This is a genomic window from Salirhabdus euzebyi, from assembly GCF_014207435.1.
Taxonomy (GTDB): domain Bacteria; phylum Bacillota; class Bacilli; order Bacillales; family Alkalibacillaceae; genus Salirhabdus; species Salirhabdus euzebyi.
In genome coordinates this window covers 76,061-92,280 of record NZ_JACHGH010000007.1, presented here as the reverse complement: position 1 = coordinate 92,280, position 16,220 = coordinate 76,061, and the positions used below count along the sequence as shown (strand labels likewise).

General features: G+C 33.8%; 21 protein-coding genes and 1 other annotated feature. Of the genes, 6 read left to right on the top strand and 15 right to left on the bottom strand.

Annotated features, from left to right (window positions below; genetic code table 11):
• Positions 1-91: 91 nt before the first annotated feature.
• Together HNQ94_RS12630 and HNQ94_RS12625 are read right to left on the bottom strand one after the other, a co-directional pair.
• Positions 92-637 (bottom strand): NADPH-dependent FMN reductase, encoded by a 546-nt coding sequence (locus HNQ94_RS12630; RefSeq protein WP_174496792.1) that lies wholly within the window; start codon positions 635-637, stop codon positions 92-94.
• A 248-nt stretch (positions 638-885) separates the two neighbouring features.
• A complete protein-coding gene (locus HNQ94_RS12625; protein ID WP_174496793.1) occupies positions 886-1,785 on the bottom strand; it encodes a helix-turn-helix domain-containing protein in 900 nt (299 codons plus the stop codon).
• A gap of 193 nt (positions 1,786-1,978) precedes the next feature.
• On the opposite strand from HNQ94_RS12625, the gene HNQ94_RS12620 reads away from it, so the two are divergent.
• A complete protein-coding gene (locus HNQ94_RS12620; protein WP_174496794.1) occupies positions 1,979-2,119 on the top strand; it encodes a hypothetical protein in 141 nt (46 codons plus the stop codon).
• Between the two features lie 516 nt (positions 2,120-2,635).
• Here the strand turns inward: HNQ94_RS12620 and HNQ94_RS12615 are convergent.
• A complete protein-coding gene (locus HNQ94_RS12615) occupies positions 2,636-4,456 on the bottom strand; it encodes a zinc ribbon domain-containing protein YvbJ (RefSeq protein ID WP_174496795.1) in 1,821 nt (606 codons plus the stop codon).
• 154 nt (positions 4,457-4,610) lie between these two features.
• Positions 4,611-4,838 (bottom strand): hypothetical protein, encoded by a 228-nt coding sequence (locus HNQ94_RS12610; protein ID WP_174496796.1) that lies wholly within the window; start codon positions 4,836-4,838, stop codon positions 4,611-4,613.
• 77 nt (positions 4,839-4,915) lie between these two features.
• On the opposite strand from HNQ94_RS12610, the gene HNQ94_RS12605 reads away from it, so the two are divergent.
• Positions 4,916-5,101, top strand: coding sequence for a DUF5370 family protein (locus tag HNQ94_RS12605; RefSeq protein ID WP_174496797.1), 186 nt, complete (start codon positions 4,916-4,918; stop codon positions 5,099-5,101).
• A gap of 23 nt (positions 5,102-5,124) precedes the next feature.
• Here HNQ94_RS12605 and HNQ94_RS12600 read toward each other — a convergent pair whose 3' ends face one another.
• Entirely contained in the window at positions 5,125-6,015 is an 891-nt protein-coding gene (locus HNQ94_RS12600; protein ID WP_174496798.1) for a GNAT family N-acetyltransferase, read from the bottom strand.
• A gap of 155 nt (positions 6,016-6,170) precedes the next feature.
• Between HNQ94_RS12600 and HNQ94_RS12595 the strand changes: the two genes are divergently transcribed.
• Complete coding sequence (locus HNQ94_RS12595) at positions 6,171-6,842, top strand: hypothetical protein (RefSeq protein ID WP_174496799.1); 672 nt, start codon at positions 6,171-6,173, stop codon at positions 6,840-6,842.
• Between the two features lie 121 nt (positions 6,843-6,963).
• Positions 6,964-7,260 (top strand): 4a-hydroxytetrahydrobiopterin dehydratase, encoded by a 297-nt coding sequence (locus tag HNQ94_RS12590; RefSeq protein ID WP_174496800.1) that lies wholly within the window; start codon positions 6,964-6,966, stop codon positions 7,258-7,260.
• Between the two features lie 28 nt (positions 7,261-7,288).
• On the opposite strand, the gene HNQ94_RS12585 is transcribed toward HNQ94_RS12590, so the two are convergent.
• The 4 genes from HNQ94_RS12585 to cspD form a co-directional block, all read right to left on the bottom strand.
• Positions 7,289-7,744, bottom strand: a complete 456-nt coding sequence (locus tag HNQ94_RS12585) for a GNAT family N-acetyltransferase (protein ID WP_174496801.1) — start codon at positions 7,742-7,744, stop codon at positions 7,289-7,291.
• A 212-nt stretch (positions 7,745-7,956) separates the two neighbouring features.
• Positions 7,957-8,163 carry a zinc ribbon domain-containing protein gene (locus HNQ94_RS12580; protein WP_174496802.1) on the bottom strand — a complete coding sequence of 69 codons (207 nt, stop codon included), beginning with the start codon at positions 8,161-8,163 and terminating at the stop codon, positions 7,957-7,959.
• A gap of 71 nt (positions 8,164-8,234) precedes the next feature.
• Entirely contained in the window at positions 8,235-8,921 is a 687-nt protein-coding gene (locus tag HNQ94_RS12575) for a class I SAM-dependent methyltransferase (protein ID WP_174496803.1), read from the bottom strand.
• 129 nt (positions 8,922-9,050) lie between these two features.
• Positions 9,051-9,248, bottom strand: coding sequence for a cold-shock protein CspD (gene cspD / locus HNQ94_RS12570; protein WP_102029285.1), 198 nt, complete (start codon positions 9,246-9,248; stop codon positions 9,051-9,053).
• 325 nt (positions 9,249-9,573) lie between these two features.
• Between cspD and HNQ94_RS12565 the strand changes: the two genes are divergently transcribed.
• The gene (locus HNQ94_RS12565) at positions 9,574-10,767 is read left to right on the top strand and encodes an MFS transporter (protein WP_174496804.1); all 1,194 of its coding nucleotides are present in this window, start codon (positions 9,574-9,576) and stop codon (positions 10,765-10,767) included.
• 93 nt (positions 10,768-10,860) lie between these two features.
• On the opposite strand, the gene HNQ94_RS12560 is transcribed toward HNQ94_RS12565, so the two are convergent.
• Positions 10,861-11,064 carry a YozQ family protein gene (locus HNQ94_RS12560; protein ID WP_174496805.1) on the bottom strand — a complete coding sequence of 68 codons (204 nt, stop codon included), beginning with the start codon at positions 11,062-11,064 and terminating at the stop codon, positions 10,861-10,863.
• A 196-nt stretch (positions 11,065-11,260) separates the two neighbouring features.
• Between HNQ94_RS12560 and HNQ94_RS12555 the strand changes: the two genes are divergently transcribed.
• Complete coding sequence (locus HNQ94_RS12555) at positions 11,261-12,067, top strand: DUF2935 domain-containing protein (protein WP_174496806.1); 807 nt, start codon at positions 11,261-11,263, stop codon at positions 12,065-12,067.
• A gap of 55 nt (positions 12,068-12,122) precedes the next feature.
• Here the strand turns inward: HNQ94_RS12555 and HNQ94_RS12550 are convergent, their stop codons facing one another.
• The 5 genes from HNQ94_RS12550 to ribH all read right to left on the bottom strand — a co-directional run bounded on the left by HNQ94_RS12550 (position 12,123) and on the right by ribH (position 16,207).
• Entirely contained in the window at positions 12,123-12,608 is a 486-nt protein-coding gene (locus tag HNQ94_RS12550) for a spore coat protein (protein ID WP_174496807.1), read from the bottom strand.
• A 90-nt stretch (positions 12,609-12,698) separates the two neighbouring features.
• Complete coding sequence (locus tag HNQ94_RS12545; RefSeq protein ID WP_174496899.1) at positions 12,699-13,199, bottom strand: GNAT family N-acetyltransferase; 501 nt, start codon at positions 13,197-13,199, stop codon at positions 12,699-12,701.
• Positions 13,200-13,219: 20 nt separating this feature from the next.
• Entirely contained in the window at positions 13,220-14,659 is a 1,440-nt protein-coding gene (gene proS / locus HNQ94_RS12540; protein WP_174496808.1) for a proline--tRNA ligase, read from the bottom strand.
• An 88-nt stretch (positions 14,660-14,747) separates the two neighbouring features.
• Positions 14,748-14,957 (bottom strand) — a binding site (T-box leader).
• A gap of 51 nt (positions 14,958-15,008) precedes the next feature.
• On the bottom strand, positions 15,009-15,560 hold the full coding sequence (locus HNQ94_RS12535) for a cysteine hydrolase family protein (protein WP_174496809.1): 552 nt from the start codon (positions 15,558-15,560) through the stop codon (positions 15,009-15,011).
• 179 nt (positions 15,561-15,739) lie between these two features.
• On the bottom strand, positions 15,740-16,207 hold the full coding sequence (gene ribH / locus HNQ94_RS12530; protein ID WP_174496810.1) for a 6,7-dimethyl-8-ribityllumazine synthase: 468 nt from the start codon (positions 16,205-16,207) through the stop codon (positions 15,740-15,742).
• Positions 16,208-16,220 lie beyond the last annotated feature (13 nt).

Here is a 16,220-nt window from a genome sequence, read left to right as displayed (position 1 = left end):
TAAATATATACTTCTTTATACCATTTTTTATACTTTTCCCAATTATGTTCAAAATAAAACGAGTACCTTTATAAAGGTACTCGTTTTATTACTATCTTCTTAAATTTTGGCTCAAATGTAAATACTCATTAAATACTTTGGAGAGCTCATTTAACCTGCCCTTAACATCTTCATCAATTAATTCATTCTGGGTAGAAAAGTGACTAGAGTGTGTATAAACAAAATTTGGCGTAACTAAACAACGGAAGTAATCTAATATAGGCTTTAGCTGATTTTCAACCACTAAGTGATGCTGAAAAGTTCCACCATTAGCTACAATAGATACGGGTTTATACCTCATAGCTGCTGGAGATATAAGGTCAAACATGTTTTTTAAAGTTCCTGGAATTGACCCTTGAAAAACAGGTGTTGCGATTACATATCCATCTGCCTCTGTCAGTTCCTTAATTATCTTTTGTGTATCTATATTGTACTCTTCTACAGGACGACCATCACAAAACTGTAAATCATAATCCTCTAAAAACACTTGTTGTGTGTTTAAATTGTCATTATAGTTTCGTAAAAATTGTTCTGTTTCTTTTAAAAGGGTTTTTGTTTTATCGCCGATAATTGTACCATTTATAAAAAGAACTTTCATATGCAGGCCCCTTTCTGTCTATAGTTCTTTATTATTAGCTTACTTTTTAATTAATTTTTTGTTCATTCAGTAAGATATGGAAATCGCTAAACATAATATAAATTTTAAAAATAAACTGACATCATTTATTTTAGGACTAAAATAGGTAATAACGTCAAATAAAAAGTTTTATTTACAGAAAAATTATTGCTACTTAATGCTTTTTAAAAGAGGGACAACAGATAAAAGTTTATCTGCTGCCCCTCTTTTTATAATTCAGGTATTGCTTTGTTATGTATTTCATCAATTCTGGTTAATGCAAGATTATAAAGTTTTTCTTCTCGATTTAAATCAAAACAGTAAGATGCTTTCTTAAAGAATTCTAACGCATTTATATTATCCTCTAAATAACTATAACAACGTCCTATCTGAAAATATATTTCACCTTGTAAGTATATTAGGTCATTTTTTTGTGCAATATATATTCCTTGTTCTCCATTTTCAATTGCTTCTTTATACTGTCCTATTTTAATCAGTAGCCTAACATAATTATAATAACTTCTAACATTAATTTTCACATCAGAAATATGTACATTTTTTGTTAAGGCATATAGTAACTCTTCAAAGATAGTTTTACTTTCATAATAACGCTCTGTTTCGAGTAAAATAATTGCCTTACTTAATAAAATCTCAATTTCTCTCTCCGAGTAGTTTTTTGTCGTCGTTATACTACAGGCCAATGCTTCATTTATATATTCTAATGCTTTATCTCTACCTTTTCCCAAATGATATGAGCAAATCCCTTTATTCCATAATAAAAATTGCTTTCCTTCTAAATTATTAGTAAATAAAGCATTTTTCATTTCAAGAGATACGATTTGTTCTACATGGTTGTAATCTCTTTTTTTAATGGCATCCCTGATAGAGTTAATAGTCAATGTAATATATTCGGATCGGGGTGAATTATAATTTTCAAAAAAGAAATTAATATCTATTCCAAACCTTCTAGATAGTAAAAATAATATATCAGCAGAAACGTTTATTTCTCCTTTCTCCAATCTACTAATGTAGGCTTGAGAGCATATACCATCACATAAGGATTTCTGAGAAATACCATAGTATTCTCTTAAGTCTTTTATTTTTTCCCCTATATTGCCACTTATGAGCATAGTAATCATCCTTTTTAATAAAATGTAAAAATTTGTAATAAAATATTACTATCTTCATATTGAATGACGTTTGAGCTACATATTTGAACATAATACACTATTTTCTGCCCTAAATTGCCTAAAATGACAAAATCTTATGTTTTTAAAATCTGTTATAACTATAATAGATAAACTTATAGAAAGGATGATAAAAATGAAGCGTCTATTATTTATGTTTCTTTTAGCTATAACTGTAGTTGTTTCTCTTTCCGATGTAGTTGTTAATGAAGATGAATCTGCAGTAGCAGAAATAGTATTATTTGGCGAAGAAGACGAGCCAGGTCCACGTCACTAATATAATCAGGTAGCTTTAATGAATTAATGTATTTCCCTTCCAAATTAACTTTTTTATTTTTTGTATGTTTCGGTTTTTGTGTTATCAATAGTTAGTGGAGATTTACCAAAATGAAGTTTGAAAGGGGTATTAGTCCATGGGAACGCCTGAACGAGATGTTATCACTCTAGGATTTATTATTATCACTGCAGTAATTATTATAACACGCCTTACATCTCAGTACTTAAAGCACAAGCATGGATAAGTAGTTTCCTTTCAACATTTTTTCCATTCCAATTTAATAAGATGACGTTTGCCTGGTTTTATATAACCAGGCTTTTTTTTATACTTTAAGAAAGTTTAATTTGTTAAAGGATTAAAGTATAAGAAAAATTAAGGCTTTCGCCATAAGGACTTGGCGACAAGCCAAGTTTTTCTAATGTAATGGTTAGGTTTCGCCAAACTTTTAAAATATCCTTTAAATAGTTCTCATCTAATAGAAAAAGGACTCTACAGTTTCAGAGTCCTTTTACACTTTTATTCAATTGACGTAAATTTCAAACCATTATCTATTATTTCTGCAGTATAAATCCAATCATATTCTAGCGTTTCATTAGAACCATCTGCGTAAAATATTTTTATTTTCTCATATGTCTCTATTTTAATGACATTTCCATCGTGCGTAATATTGTTTACTTTGTACTCAATCACTTCTTCGGTAATTCCTTTATCATTTAAATTTTCTACTAAGTCGCGTTGTGATAGGTATAGTCCGCTTCCGTCCTTTAAAGTATCTTCCACAATACTGAAGTTATTTTGATTAATAGCATCAACTAAACTGTACAGATAGTTACTATAATCTCTTTCAACCAACTGTGATAATTCATCGTTGCTAAGCTTTTCATAATTTGCATTTTCATACGTTTTAGCTGAAGAAAAATCATACTTTTCTGGTGAATCAAAAATAAAACTATTGCTTAAATCCATATATTCTAGTTTCCATTCTTGTTCACTTTCATTGAAAAGAAAGTACATATTATACAATGTATCCACTTCTTCAACATAGTCGCTATACTGAACTTCTTCCGTTAATCTTACTAAACTATACAGATTCCATTGTCCGTTTTGTAAGCTTATATTGTAGGATGCAGGAAAAATTTCAAATCCAATCGGCTTTGACTGAACCCATGAGGTATTATTGTTATCTGCTTGAATGATATCTAATATGCTTTCTTCTCCGTCTTTAGTTACCTGGTTTAATCCATTTACGGAATGATTTGCTTTTACTTCCAAGTACCTCGTTAATCCCATTTCTGAGAGTTCTACTACATCTTCTTTTAGTTGTGACTGTTCCAATATATTAAAATGAATACGATTGTTATCCAATACCAATTCTTCTGTGGTAACTTCTCCCCAAGGGAACATAACCTTTATAGACATATGCATAGAGCCATCTGTTAGAACTGGGCCAAAAGCATTATTTCCACTATTTAAATTCCACTTTACTGGTTGATTATTAACCAACAGCTCTGCCTCAACATCTAGAGCCCCTAAATCAGTCGTCACATAAACTTCCTCTGCATCTAGTGAAAAAGAAAAGTAATTATCTTGTGTTCCTGTGACTTCTAGCGTTTCCTCTTTTTCTAATTCTACAAAGTCAGATGTTAATTTCGCTATAAATGTATAGTACCCTGGTAATAATGGCCCACTTCTTACAGTATCACCATCAGATTGAAGTGTGCCAAGCTCTTGGTCCCCTAAGAAAAAGGTTGTACCACCATAACTTGAACTAAGATCCATGTATACAGGATTCACTTCTAATTGATATTGATCAAATAAACCTAAAAACTTGCCATCTTTTTTTAAAGCAATGACGTTATTCTGAATTAATTCTTGCACTTCACCAATAGCTGTCACTTCACCCTTTTGATCAAGGGCTGTTGCTTGAGTTTGTAGACTTGACACTATATCCACTGCATTATCCGGATTTTCAGATAACCAGTCCAAAAATGGTTGAACCGTCTCCTCTTTTATAACGAACTTCTCATCGGATGAATTTAAGATAGAAACCATTTCTCCTAAATTTTTATTACGAACCGCCTCTTCAAATGCATCTATTGTTCTATCTTTATCTGTAAAATAGTCTATTAAAAAATAAGCAGCTATTATAAATACAAGAGCCCCCAATAAACTAGTAATCCCTATTTTTTGCTTCTTCGTCCATTTTCTTTTTTGATTCTTACTAGAACGGTTTTCTTTATGAATAACCATTTCTTGTTTCTTTATTATATTGCTACCACAAACGGTACAAAACTTTGCATCTTTCTTTACTTCCTGACCACAAGATGTACAGAACAAACTGAACGCCTCCCCCAACTCATTAAACTATCACTATTTTCATATAGTATACATTAGACTTATATAATATCACTTAATTGTGGGATTATTGACATCTTTAACAAAAAAATTGTCGCTTAGATTATTCGGGCCTAAGCGACTACAAAGTAACTAGTTAATTGTGTTTCTTTGAGCTATCTCTACCTTCAATCAATTCATTAAGCTTTAACATTTCGGGATCTTTTTTCACCATAGCATCTTCGGGGTTTTGATTTGTTTGTTTTTTTGGATCCCCATCCATTGATACACCCATTTGTTTACCCATGTTGTCTGCATATATGCCTTCACGCTCCCCATCAAAATGAGGATCAGGATTATTTGCGTCAGTTCGTCTTCTATCCATTTTATACACCTCCTTATCACATAGAATTGGTGAAGAATGGATAAAGTATGTATAGGTTTGTATAGGAGGTATAAACGATGGGTGCGATTGAACAAGGTGGATATCGATTTGAGGTTGAGTATAGTGTATCCCTTCAAAAAGGAGCACTTCATGTTTATCAAGAAGGAGAATTTAAAGAAGAGCTGACTTTTGAATTCCAAGGAGAACAACCTGACGGACAACTTATTGAGAAAATGATTAATGAATATATCGAAAACAGTTAATTGTGATAAGAAAAAAGCAGGAACTAACTTCCTGCTTTTTCCATCATTACTTTTTTCATATGTACCTGTTCAAGTTTGGTCTCGAATCCATGTGATAATAAGTATTCCAAAACCATTTTATTTTTATGAGGAAAATTAATTGCCAGACGATTACTGTTTAACGACTTAGGTCCAAATATATTATGTAATGTAAACGAGATAATATCGTTCACCTCTGCATGATTATGATCAATCCCCATTTGGTACAAAACAGTGGCCACTAACTCTCCCTTTCCGTTAACTGCTGTTTTCTTTAGAAAATAACTTACGGGCTTTCCATCTTTAAACACAACACAAGACATGGCACCCTCCACATTTTCGAATCTACATTGCCAAGGAACCTCTCCATCATAGAAAGGTAATTTTTCCATATTACTACTATGATATTCCTTTATTTCGTATTCATTTGTGTACGAAAAATCTTCAGTAAGTTCATTGGCCTCTAAAAAACTCAGGCGATCAATAACGTCATAGCCCATTTTTTCATATAACTTGATTGCTTTGTCATTATTACTTATTGCTTCTAAATAAGCCGTATTTACTCCCTTTTCCTCATACAACTTCAAAGCTGTTTCTACTAACAGTTGCCCTATACCATGGCCTCTTGCATTTTTGGCAATACCAGTTCCACCATTCCAAGCAATGGTTTGCCCATTAATTGGTTTAATAGCATTTAACAGAATTCCAATAGGTTCGCCAGCCTGAAATGCCACATATGACGTATTAGGGTATTTCCCCTCCCTTACCATATTCGTTAATAATTTCTCTTCTGTTAAGGTCACGTCTACGTGATAACCTTCAAAACCCTTATTCCATGCAACTAAAACTTCCTCAAACGTACAGTTAGACATCTTTTTAATATCAATAGATTCCATGAGCAACCTCCAAACTATTTTTTTATTTGATTCGATATAAAACTATTTATTCCTCTATTAATTTTGGTGGATAATGGCAAATAACGACAACTATCTTTCAATAATCTAAGATGTCTTGTATAATTAAACAACACGTAATTATGGGAGGATAACACATGAAAAAACTACTACTACTCGCTCTAATACTTTTATTAACGGCATGCTCATCGGAATCAGAAGAACCTGCTAAAGATGATCAAAATAGTGAAGATAAAATTGTAGTTGAATTAAAAACGAAAGAAGAACAGGAGGAAGCTTTAGGAGCTTTGTCCAAAAGTGATTATGAATCAAAATTTAAAGCTGGCTGGGAACAAGCAAAAGAGTGGGGAATTGAAGACGACCGTCTTCTTCACGAAATAGCGTTAGTATTAATTGCAGAAGAAACAATGTATAATACAGATTTATCTAAGGAAGAAGTTATTGCTATTGCAGAAGATAATATTTCCCTTATTGATTCGGTAAAGACATATGCGCTACTTCAATATAAAATATCAATAACAGAAGAAAAAATAAATGATTATATGAAAGAAGTACACAATAGTATGGATACAAATTCACCTCAATTACAAGGTTATGCAGCTGCATTAAATCTAGACCCAGTTGAATATATAGACAAATACTATACTATTCAATATGAAAATCAGCTACTTACAGGAGCACTAATAGACAGACTAGTTGCTGGTGGAATTAGTCAAGAAGAGGCAATGCTTCAATTAAAGGATAGCCTAGCGAATTTCCGCTTAGAAAACAGCAGTGGTCCCGAAATTGAAATGGTTTTACCACAATAAATTTTTTCCAATAAAGTCAGCAACCTGTTTCTCGTTGCTGGCTTTTTAACTTTTCACTTGTTCACACTACAAAAATATAATAGTATTTGTTATGTTGTTAATAATGGGGGAGGGTTTAAACATGGAGCGCTTAGCTAAAGAAGCATTGGCAGAGGAACTTGAATATCTATCTGGTTGGAGCATTGAAGATGAACGTTGGTTAGTAAAAAGATATAGGTTTACAGAGTTTCCAACGGGTATCCAATTTGTAAATCAAATTGCTGAACTTGCAGAAGAAGTAGATCATCACCCTTTTATCAACATTGAATATAAAGTTGTTACAATAAAACTTACATCCTGGCGCGCAAAGGGACTAACAGACCTAGATATGAAATTAGCACAAAATTACGATTCTATTTTCCTACAAGTGACCGAATAAAGAGAATAATGGCTGACTCTGTTTTGAGTCAGCCTAAATAATCCTGAGACGATATCATGTCAACATGAGGAATTCCATCATCCATATATTCATCAGATTTAACTTCAAACCCAAATTGTGCATAAAAGTTACTTAAATGAGCTTGTGCTTGGAGCTTGATCGTTTTTTCATTCCATTCCTTCATCATGATGTTAACGGCCCGTTCCATTAATTGTATCGCATAACCTTTCCCACGATACTTTTCCTTCACTAACACTCTCCCAATAGATGCCTCTTCATATTTGCTTCCACTTGGGAGAAGTCGACAGTATGCCTTTATTTCCCCTTCATCAATTAAAAACATATGTGTAGCTACTTGATCATAATTGTCTATTTCCGGATACGCACAATTCTGTTCTACCACAAAAACATCTACACGTTCTTTTAAGATCGCATAAAGCTCATGTACGGTTAATTGTTCAAATTCTTTTTCAATCCATTTCATCGTCTACATCCTTTTTTCGTTTAAAATTGAATGTTTATTATTATAGTTTATTCCGTTAAAAAGTTAAATTAGAAAAACTCGGCTTAACTCTAGGACTTTGTTCAATAATCTTCGTATTACTCACACTTTTACACTTTATCAAGCGTTAAACTTTTTTAAATACAAAAAAAGAGCATGATTCTATTCATGCCCTTTCTTAACATGTTATATTTTTAACCGAAGAAAAAGTCAAATACGTTACTCGCTTTCGAACTGTCTTGATTATAGAACTCGGAGTAACCACAATTTTTACAGAAAACTACCGTGAACTTATTGTTCTGAATATCAAACATTTTAGAAAGCCCCGAACCTGTCATAGCAACCTCTTTTTTACCTGCATCTGAACTACCACACTTAATACAACCTCTACCTTCTGCCATACTGATTCCTCCTTTAAAGTGTATAGCTAACATACGATTGGGTAACTGCTATTGTTTCAAAAAATAGGGGTTTAGAAGTTTTTTTTCATTGCATAAACCCACATAAAAGACAATGCCTGTTTTAGCTCTTCAGGATAGGATGCAATGGTATTTTCTTTCACTTCTCGTTTATAAACACCGTGCCCATCCAGTAGTTCAAAGCCCATTTCCTCTACTAGCTTCTTAAACTCCCAAGGCATCATTGTATTACAAATTGCATTTTCACCGTACAGTCTAGGAAAGCTATTTATTCTTGGATGGGCTGTAGGGCCCAATATCCCCACACACAAAACCCCATGTTTACGCAATACTCTAGATAATTCTCGTAAGGCGTGAAGAGGGTCTTCTACCCACTCCAAGGAATTTATAGCCATTATTGCATCAAAGGATTCTGATTGAAAAGGTAATTCAGCCAGATCACCTTGCTCAAACATTAATTGTTCAGGGACCGTTCTTGCTTTTGCCTTCTCGATCATTTGTTTTGATATATCAACACCAATTACCTTATAGCCTTCCCGATGCAATTTCCAAGAACCATATCCATCCCCACACCCAATATCCCCAACTTGACTCCCCTTAGGAACAAACCGAGCAAGGAAAGGAATGATTGTTTTTCTACTGCCTTTATCCCACATATTGTCACTATTCTCATTCCAATAGGATGCACGCTGATCCCATTGCTTTTCCGTTTCCTTATGCCAGTCGAATTTATTTCCCATACTTTTTGTCCTCCAAATGAACGGTAATGTATTATTTACCTATTCTTCATGCTAACTGTCTTATCCTTTTACTTTTATATGTACTTAAAAAGCGTATCCCTCAACGGGATACGCTTCAATTAGTTTGAATTATAATTTTACAACGTTAGCAGCTTGTGGGCCACGGTCGCCTTCAACGATTTCAAACTCAACGTCTTGACCTTCTTCAAGAGTTTTGAAACCTTCAGATTGGATAGCAGAGAAATGAACGAATACGTCGTCTCCACCTTCACGCTCGATAAATCCAAAACCTTTTTCTGCATTAAACCATTTTACTTTTCCAGTCATGTTAAAATGACCTCCTTATAAAAAAATGTCTTACAAAAGAATTGAAACGAATAATACTTTACCTACTTTCATAAAGAGGTCATCAAGCTATTATCGGTACTTCAAATTCATTTTGCAATTTTACTTTACTCTTTTTGTTAACAAAAATCAAGTAATACACACACTTTGGGAGCTAATTTTTTGATTATTTGGTCATAAAAAAATCACATTTCGTACAATAATACCTTCCATATTTAGTAATAGAAAACAAAATGTAAAAATTAATATGCTATACCATTAATATCTAGTATCTTAGTAATATATGGTTTTACATGGAGGAATATAGATGAAAGAAAAAGCAATATTAAGCTCCTACTTTTTGGCTGAGTTTGGAAGAACGATGTATTTTGTTGTCATTACTTGGGTATTGTTTGACATAACACAAGACCCTTTCTATACAGGATTACTAGTTAGTATTGGATTTGTCCCAGGATTACTGTTGAATCTCCTGTTTGGGGTAGTTGTAGACCGTTTTAATCGTAAAACCTTAGCTATTATTGCTAATTTGGCATCATCAATTGCCTTAATCTATTTAGTATCCATTCAACTGTTTCATTTTTTGAATGTCATACAGATATTTCTAGTACATATGGTTTTACAAGTAACAGGATCGTTATTACGCCCTTCTGTCCAAGCATTAGTTGCTGAAATTTTCCCAAGAAAACAATTACCTAAAATATATTCCCAAGCAGGAGCAAGTGGGATTGTGGGGGGATTAGCTGGAGCTTTAGTAGGGGGATTACTAATTGCTACAACTTCTGAACTTATTGCATTTTTGGTCCCTCTGACAGCTTTTCTTTTCGCAACATTAACGATAAGTTTAATTGCATATACTCAACAAGAAAAGAAAGAAATAAAAACATCCCTACTTGAAGATCTAAAGGGTGGATTTACATACCTTCATGGAAATCAATTATTAATATTGTTATTCGTCATGATGTTTATAGGACAGCTAGTTTTTCATACAAGTGTTGGTTTTTTATCTGCGTATACAAGAGAATTTTTACAACAAACTGCCACCATCTATGGTTTCTTGGATGCAACCATTTCGACTGGTGGAGCAGTAGCCGGCATATTGGGGAGCTGGTGGTGGGTTAAAAACAAATTTAAATTACATCTTAGAGCTTTTTTTATAGTAGGTGCAGGCCTTCTATTCTGTAGTTTAACTACAAATATCCTGATAGCCTTTATAGGGTTCTTTCTAATAGGGTTAGGTACCACTTGGATAAGAATTTTATTACAATCTGTTCAACAAATGGCTACCGATTCAAACTACCATGGGAGAATGGCAAGTTTTCGCATGCTCTGTAACCAGGGTTCAGTCGTCATTAGTGGTCCCATACTAGGATGGGTCGCTTCTACATGGGGTTCACAATTTGTATATTTGTCCCTTGTCATACCTGTTGGCTTAGGGATATTATGTTCATTGCCCTTAATGAAAAACGCCAAATTTTTAGAAATAACGATACATAATAGTTAGTTAGAAAAAAATCTGGACAAATCTAAACAGTTTATTCAAGCACAGAAAAACAAAGCATAGGAATTACTCAATACCTTATGCTTTGTTTTATTATTATTTATTAAAACCTTTTCTTGGTATTTCTTCTTCGTCACCATTCTCTCTTTCAATTTTACCATCAATTGTACCTTCTACTAACGTATCACTGGATTGTTCATGTGTAAGAGCAATTCCTGAAGACAACTGATCTTTTCTTTTATAATCCGCTGGTTCATATACCTTGTCCGATAATGATTGATTATCTCTTTCCTTCGACATAAGGCACCTCCAAAAATATAATCATTGTTAGCATTTGAAGTAATTGAAGAAAATATGCTTTACACTCCTTACATTTTAAAAAAGCTTTACTAAGACAAACAGTAACAAGAATATATTATAAAGATAAAGCGCAAGTATCCGGAAGCTTACATATAGCTAAGGGAACTATGTGTCTAAAAACGAAAGGGGGAGTCCATTGAAAACATTTGAGGAAAGTGCTGTATTTGAACACACTTTTTGGTTACAGGTTTTGGGGGATCATGCACGATTTATTAGAGATTCTTTATATCCACAAGAATCAAAAGAAATTGAGCAAGCTAAATCTTTTCGAACACTATTTGATGACTTCTTACATTGGGCACACCATATTGGTGAAAACGATTTGATTTCCTTTACAAATGATATTGTTGAAGCAGCAAATAAATTTCGGGATTTTAAGCTTTCCCTATTGGAAAATAGCTTAAAAGGTAAAGTGAAAATCCATCTTTCTCCAACGTTTATAAACCATATGGTTAATGAATTAGACGAATATATCACTGTTTTACAATATTTAAAAAAAGGAAAACCTGTACCTATATTTCATGAATTACATCACCATTTAATTTGGCTACAAGATGCATATGGTCATTCCGGTGCTATTAACGATGAATTGGACGGCGTAGAAAAAAGGCTTAAAGAAAAAAGCAAAACGTTCACGAAACATTTTGAAGGGTTTTATTTAAAGGCTGTCGAGTTAACTGGTTACTTACGCACGAATTTAAAATCTTTTCCAGCACTTGATCGCTTTAATAAAGATGTGGAAATAGAAATGGCTTTATTCCGAACTTTTTTACAAGAGGTAGAAGAATTGGAACTGAGCGAAAAAGTATTAAGTACTTTTTCAGCGTTAATGGCTGATCATATGGCAAGAGAAGAATGTTATTATTTGATCAAGCTAGCTGAATCTTCAAATACAGCCTACCCAAACTGTGACCCTGCCAAACCAAGAACAAAGAAAGCCTAAAGTACTATTCATTTTAAAAAGAGTACTTCCTATGAGGGAGTACTCTTTTAGCGTTTTACATAGAGAGAGCTTGGTTCGCTAACTTCATGTCATTTTCAAATAGCTTCGTCAAGTTGTAGGAAGGATAGTGGCCCTTCTTGTACATGTAACGGTAAACCGTGTCATGTAAGATTATCCCTTTGTTAAGTTGTTTTATTAATACTTCTTTAAGTTGAGGTGTTGCTGTTTCGGTAACAGCAATAGCATAATTCCGAACTCCGGCCTTCGTAAAGGCAAGTAAATCCCCCTCAAAAAAGGTCGCATCGTTGCGAAGGTCGTCTTCTCTTTTTTCCATTGGGGTAGGGACATTTTCATAAAAACCCATTAATTCTTTCAGATCCTCTGAACATTCTCTAATCCCACGTTCATATAATCCTTTTAATGTTTGATCTGTAATCATAGGTAGCGCTTTTTTCATTTTCATTAATCCAATAGACTTAAATGCAACTAGTTCATGAAGCTCTAAAGATTCGTGCCATGCTAGTGTTTGACGATTCTCCATATTCCCAAATCCTTTCTTTAATCAAATCACTAACACTCTATGCAAGACATATAACTAGAGGCACCTCACCAGTTAAAAATGGGCTATGCATTAAAGAAAAATAACCATTAAATCCTCATCAAAATATTTACCATTAAACTTCAACGCGCTTTTTTCTACCCCATATACCTCAAATCCAATTGATTTGTATAAATGAACAGCTGAAACGTTAGAGGATACGACGGTCAAATTTATTTGTTCTATAGAGCCTTTTCTTCTAGCTGTTTGAATAGCTTTTAAAATTAATTGCTTTCCAATTCCTTGATGTCGATACTCTTTTTCCACATACATACCAACTAATTCTGCCTTGTGCTTCATTTTATCTGCTGTTGTAAATAAAATGGTTATTATGCCAATTAGTTTTTCATTAACAAAGGCACCAAACGTTATGCTATGGTCACTAGTTAGTCGGTCTTCCGACTGTTTAATTGGATTTTCTGTTTGAATGGCTTGCTCATAGCTCGTTCCAAAAGCTTCAGGGTGTAACTGTAAAGCTTGTAGTCTTAACTCCCAATATGCTGATGCATCTTGCTTCCCTAATATTGTTATTATCATATATTCACCTATTCTTTTTAGTATGCTTTCCCCCAATAAACAAGGTGTTTTGCTTGTTCATTACAGCTAACACAGTTATCAGCAAGCTTATCTTCTTCAAAAGGAATACAGCGAGAAGTAGCGCCCGTTTCTTCTTTAATTTTTTCTTCACACTCTAATTTGCCACACCACATCGCCTTAACAAATCCACCACCATCTCTTGTTAAAGCATCCTCGAACTCGCCCATATTTATTGCTACAGATGTTTTCGTTTCTCTATTGTTCAAGGCTTTTTGAAACAGCTCTTGTTGAATGTCTTCTAATGTACTTGTGATTTCACTTTCGAGATCATTTAAATCTACAAACACCTTTTCTCCTGTATCTCTTCTCACCAACACAGCTTGGTTCTTTTCTATATCCTTAGGTCCAATTTCTATTCGTAAAGGGATACCCTTCATCTCATATTCATTAAATTTCCAACCAGGCATTTTATCACTTGCATCAATTCCAACACGGAATTGATTACTTAATTGCTCTTTTAATTCATATGCCTTATCTAAAACTCCCTCTTTATGTTGAGCAATTGGTACAATCATTACTTGTGTTGGAGCAACTTTAGGAGGTACTACTAAACCTCTATCATCTCCGTGAACCATAATTATTGCTCCTATAAGGCGTGTAGTGAACCCCCAAGATGTTTGATGTACATGTTTCAATTCACCATCTTGGTCAGTATATTGGATACCAAATGCCTCGGCAAAACCTGTTCCTAAATAATGTGAAGTACCCGATTGAAGCGCTTTTCCATCATGCATCATACTTTCAATAGTTAGAGTGAAGTCGGCACCAGCAAACTTTTCTTTTTCTGTTTTCTTACCCTTAAGTACAGGTATGGCTAAATAATCTTCACAAACGGATGCATACACTTCTAGCATTTTATACGTTTCTTCTTCCGCTTCTGTTTTTGTAGCGTGACAGGTATGACCTTCTTGCCATAAAAATTCTAAAGATCGGAGGAAAGGCCTTGTTGTTTTTTCCCAACGGACAACGTTGCTCCACTGATTATATAACTTTGGTAAGTCTCGATAAGAATGAATAATATCTTTATAATGCTCACAAAAAAGCACCTCAGAGGTTGGACGTACACAAAGTCTTTCCGCCAATTCTTCTGATCCACCATGTGTTACCCAAGCAACCTCTGGAGCAAAACCCTCAATATGATCTTTTTCCTTTTGTAATAGGCTTTCTGGTATGAATAGTGGCATATACACATTTTCATGCCCTGTATCCTTTATTTTCTTGTCTAGCACATCTCTAATGTTTTCCCATATTGCATATCCATATGGACGAATAATCATAGATCCACGAACTGGACCATAATCAACCAAATCTGCTTTTTTTACTACGTCTGTGTACCATTTTGCGAAATCCTGATCCATTGAAGTAATTTCTTCAACGAACTGTTTTTTCTTTGACATGTTTATCCCTCGCTTTAGTTGTTAATGAATATTTTTCCCTAAATATTTGAAATGGAGAAAATAAAAAAACCTCGAGTCCCTTCCTACACAAAGGGACCGAGGTTTGGCGTTACCACCCTAATTCACAGCAAAATTGCACTGTACACTTCCTTACGATAACGGATATATCTCCGCAAGTATGTTTCCATACTGAACTCAAAGGTAGGTTCAATGACTATTCTATAGAAATCTTTCAGCAAATTGATTTCCTCTCTGTCAAAAAATAGGGCCATTTACTAATCCTTCTCATCGTTTCCAATTATTTGAATTAAATAAACTATACAAATTCTCTTTCAAAAAGTCAATTTTACTATATGATTTTAGCACCTAAAGTGTTAGCAAAATGACCAAGTGCCCATTCATGTCCTTGTTGATTGAAGCTGGCTACTGCATTCTTATAGACAACAATATCAAAACCTTTATTATAAGCATCTACAGCAGTATGCAGAACACAAATATCCGTACAAACCCCAACTAGATGAATTTCTTTTATATTTCGTTCTCTTAATTTCATTTCCAAATCAGTTCCAGCAAATGCACTATAGCGTGTTTTATCCATATAATAAATGTTCTCTTGATGATTGTATTCTGTAAATAGATCATTTAATTTTCCATAAAGTTCTCGGCCAGCAGTACCAATTATATTGTGTGGTGGAAATAGTTTTGTTTCAGGATGATAGACATCTTTTTCATCATGTCCATCTATCGCAAAAACAGTATAATCGCCGGCCTTTATAAATTGCTCTGTTAATTCTACAATTTTTTTTTCAATCTTTTGTCCCGGTTCACCACACGTTAGTTGCCCATCAGAAGCTACAAAGTCATATGTATAGTCAATATTGATAAGTGCTTTTTTTGACATTTCCCTCTCACTCCTTTTTCCTCATAGTATACTCTGTCTTAACAAATCACAATATTTTCTACTGTATAAAATATTGTGATTTGCCAAGTCATACCGCATTTTTTACTTTAAACCTTTATAGGAGTTTCTTCGAGTATTAAAAAAACTAGGATTTTTACAATCCTAGTTTTTACTGTTTATTATCCTAAAGTTTTTACTAATTGAGCCATTTCTATAGCCGCAACAGCAGATTCACTACCTTTGTTACCTGCTTTTGTGCCAGCACGCTCAATAGCTTGTTCAATAGATTCTGTTGTAAGAACGCCAAAAATAACTGGTTTACCAGTTTTTAGAGAAGCTTGTGATACCCCTTTTGCCGCTTCATTACAAACGTAGTCAAAATGAGGAGTTGAACCACGAATGACTGTTCCTAGTGTAATAACTGCATCATACTTTTCTAAGCTAGCCATTTTTTGCGCAACTAATGGGATTTCAAAGGCACCCGGTACCCATGCAATATCTATGTTATTTTCATCTACTCCATGTCTTTTTAAAGTGTCGACTGCTCCACCTAGTAGCTTGCTTGTAATAAATTCATTAAAACGCCCTACTACGATACCTACTGTTAAATCTGTGCCTACTAAACTTCCTTCAAATACTTTACCCATTTCTATTCCTCCT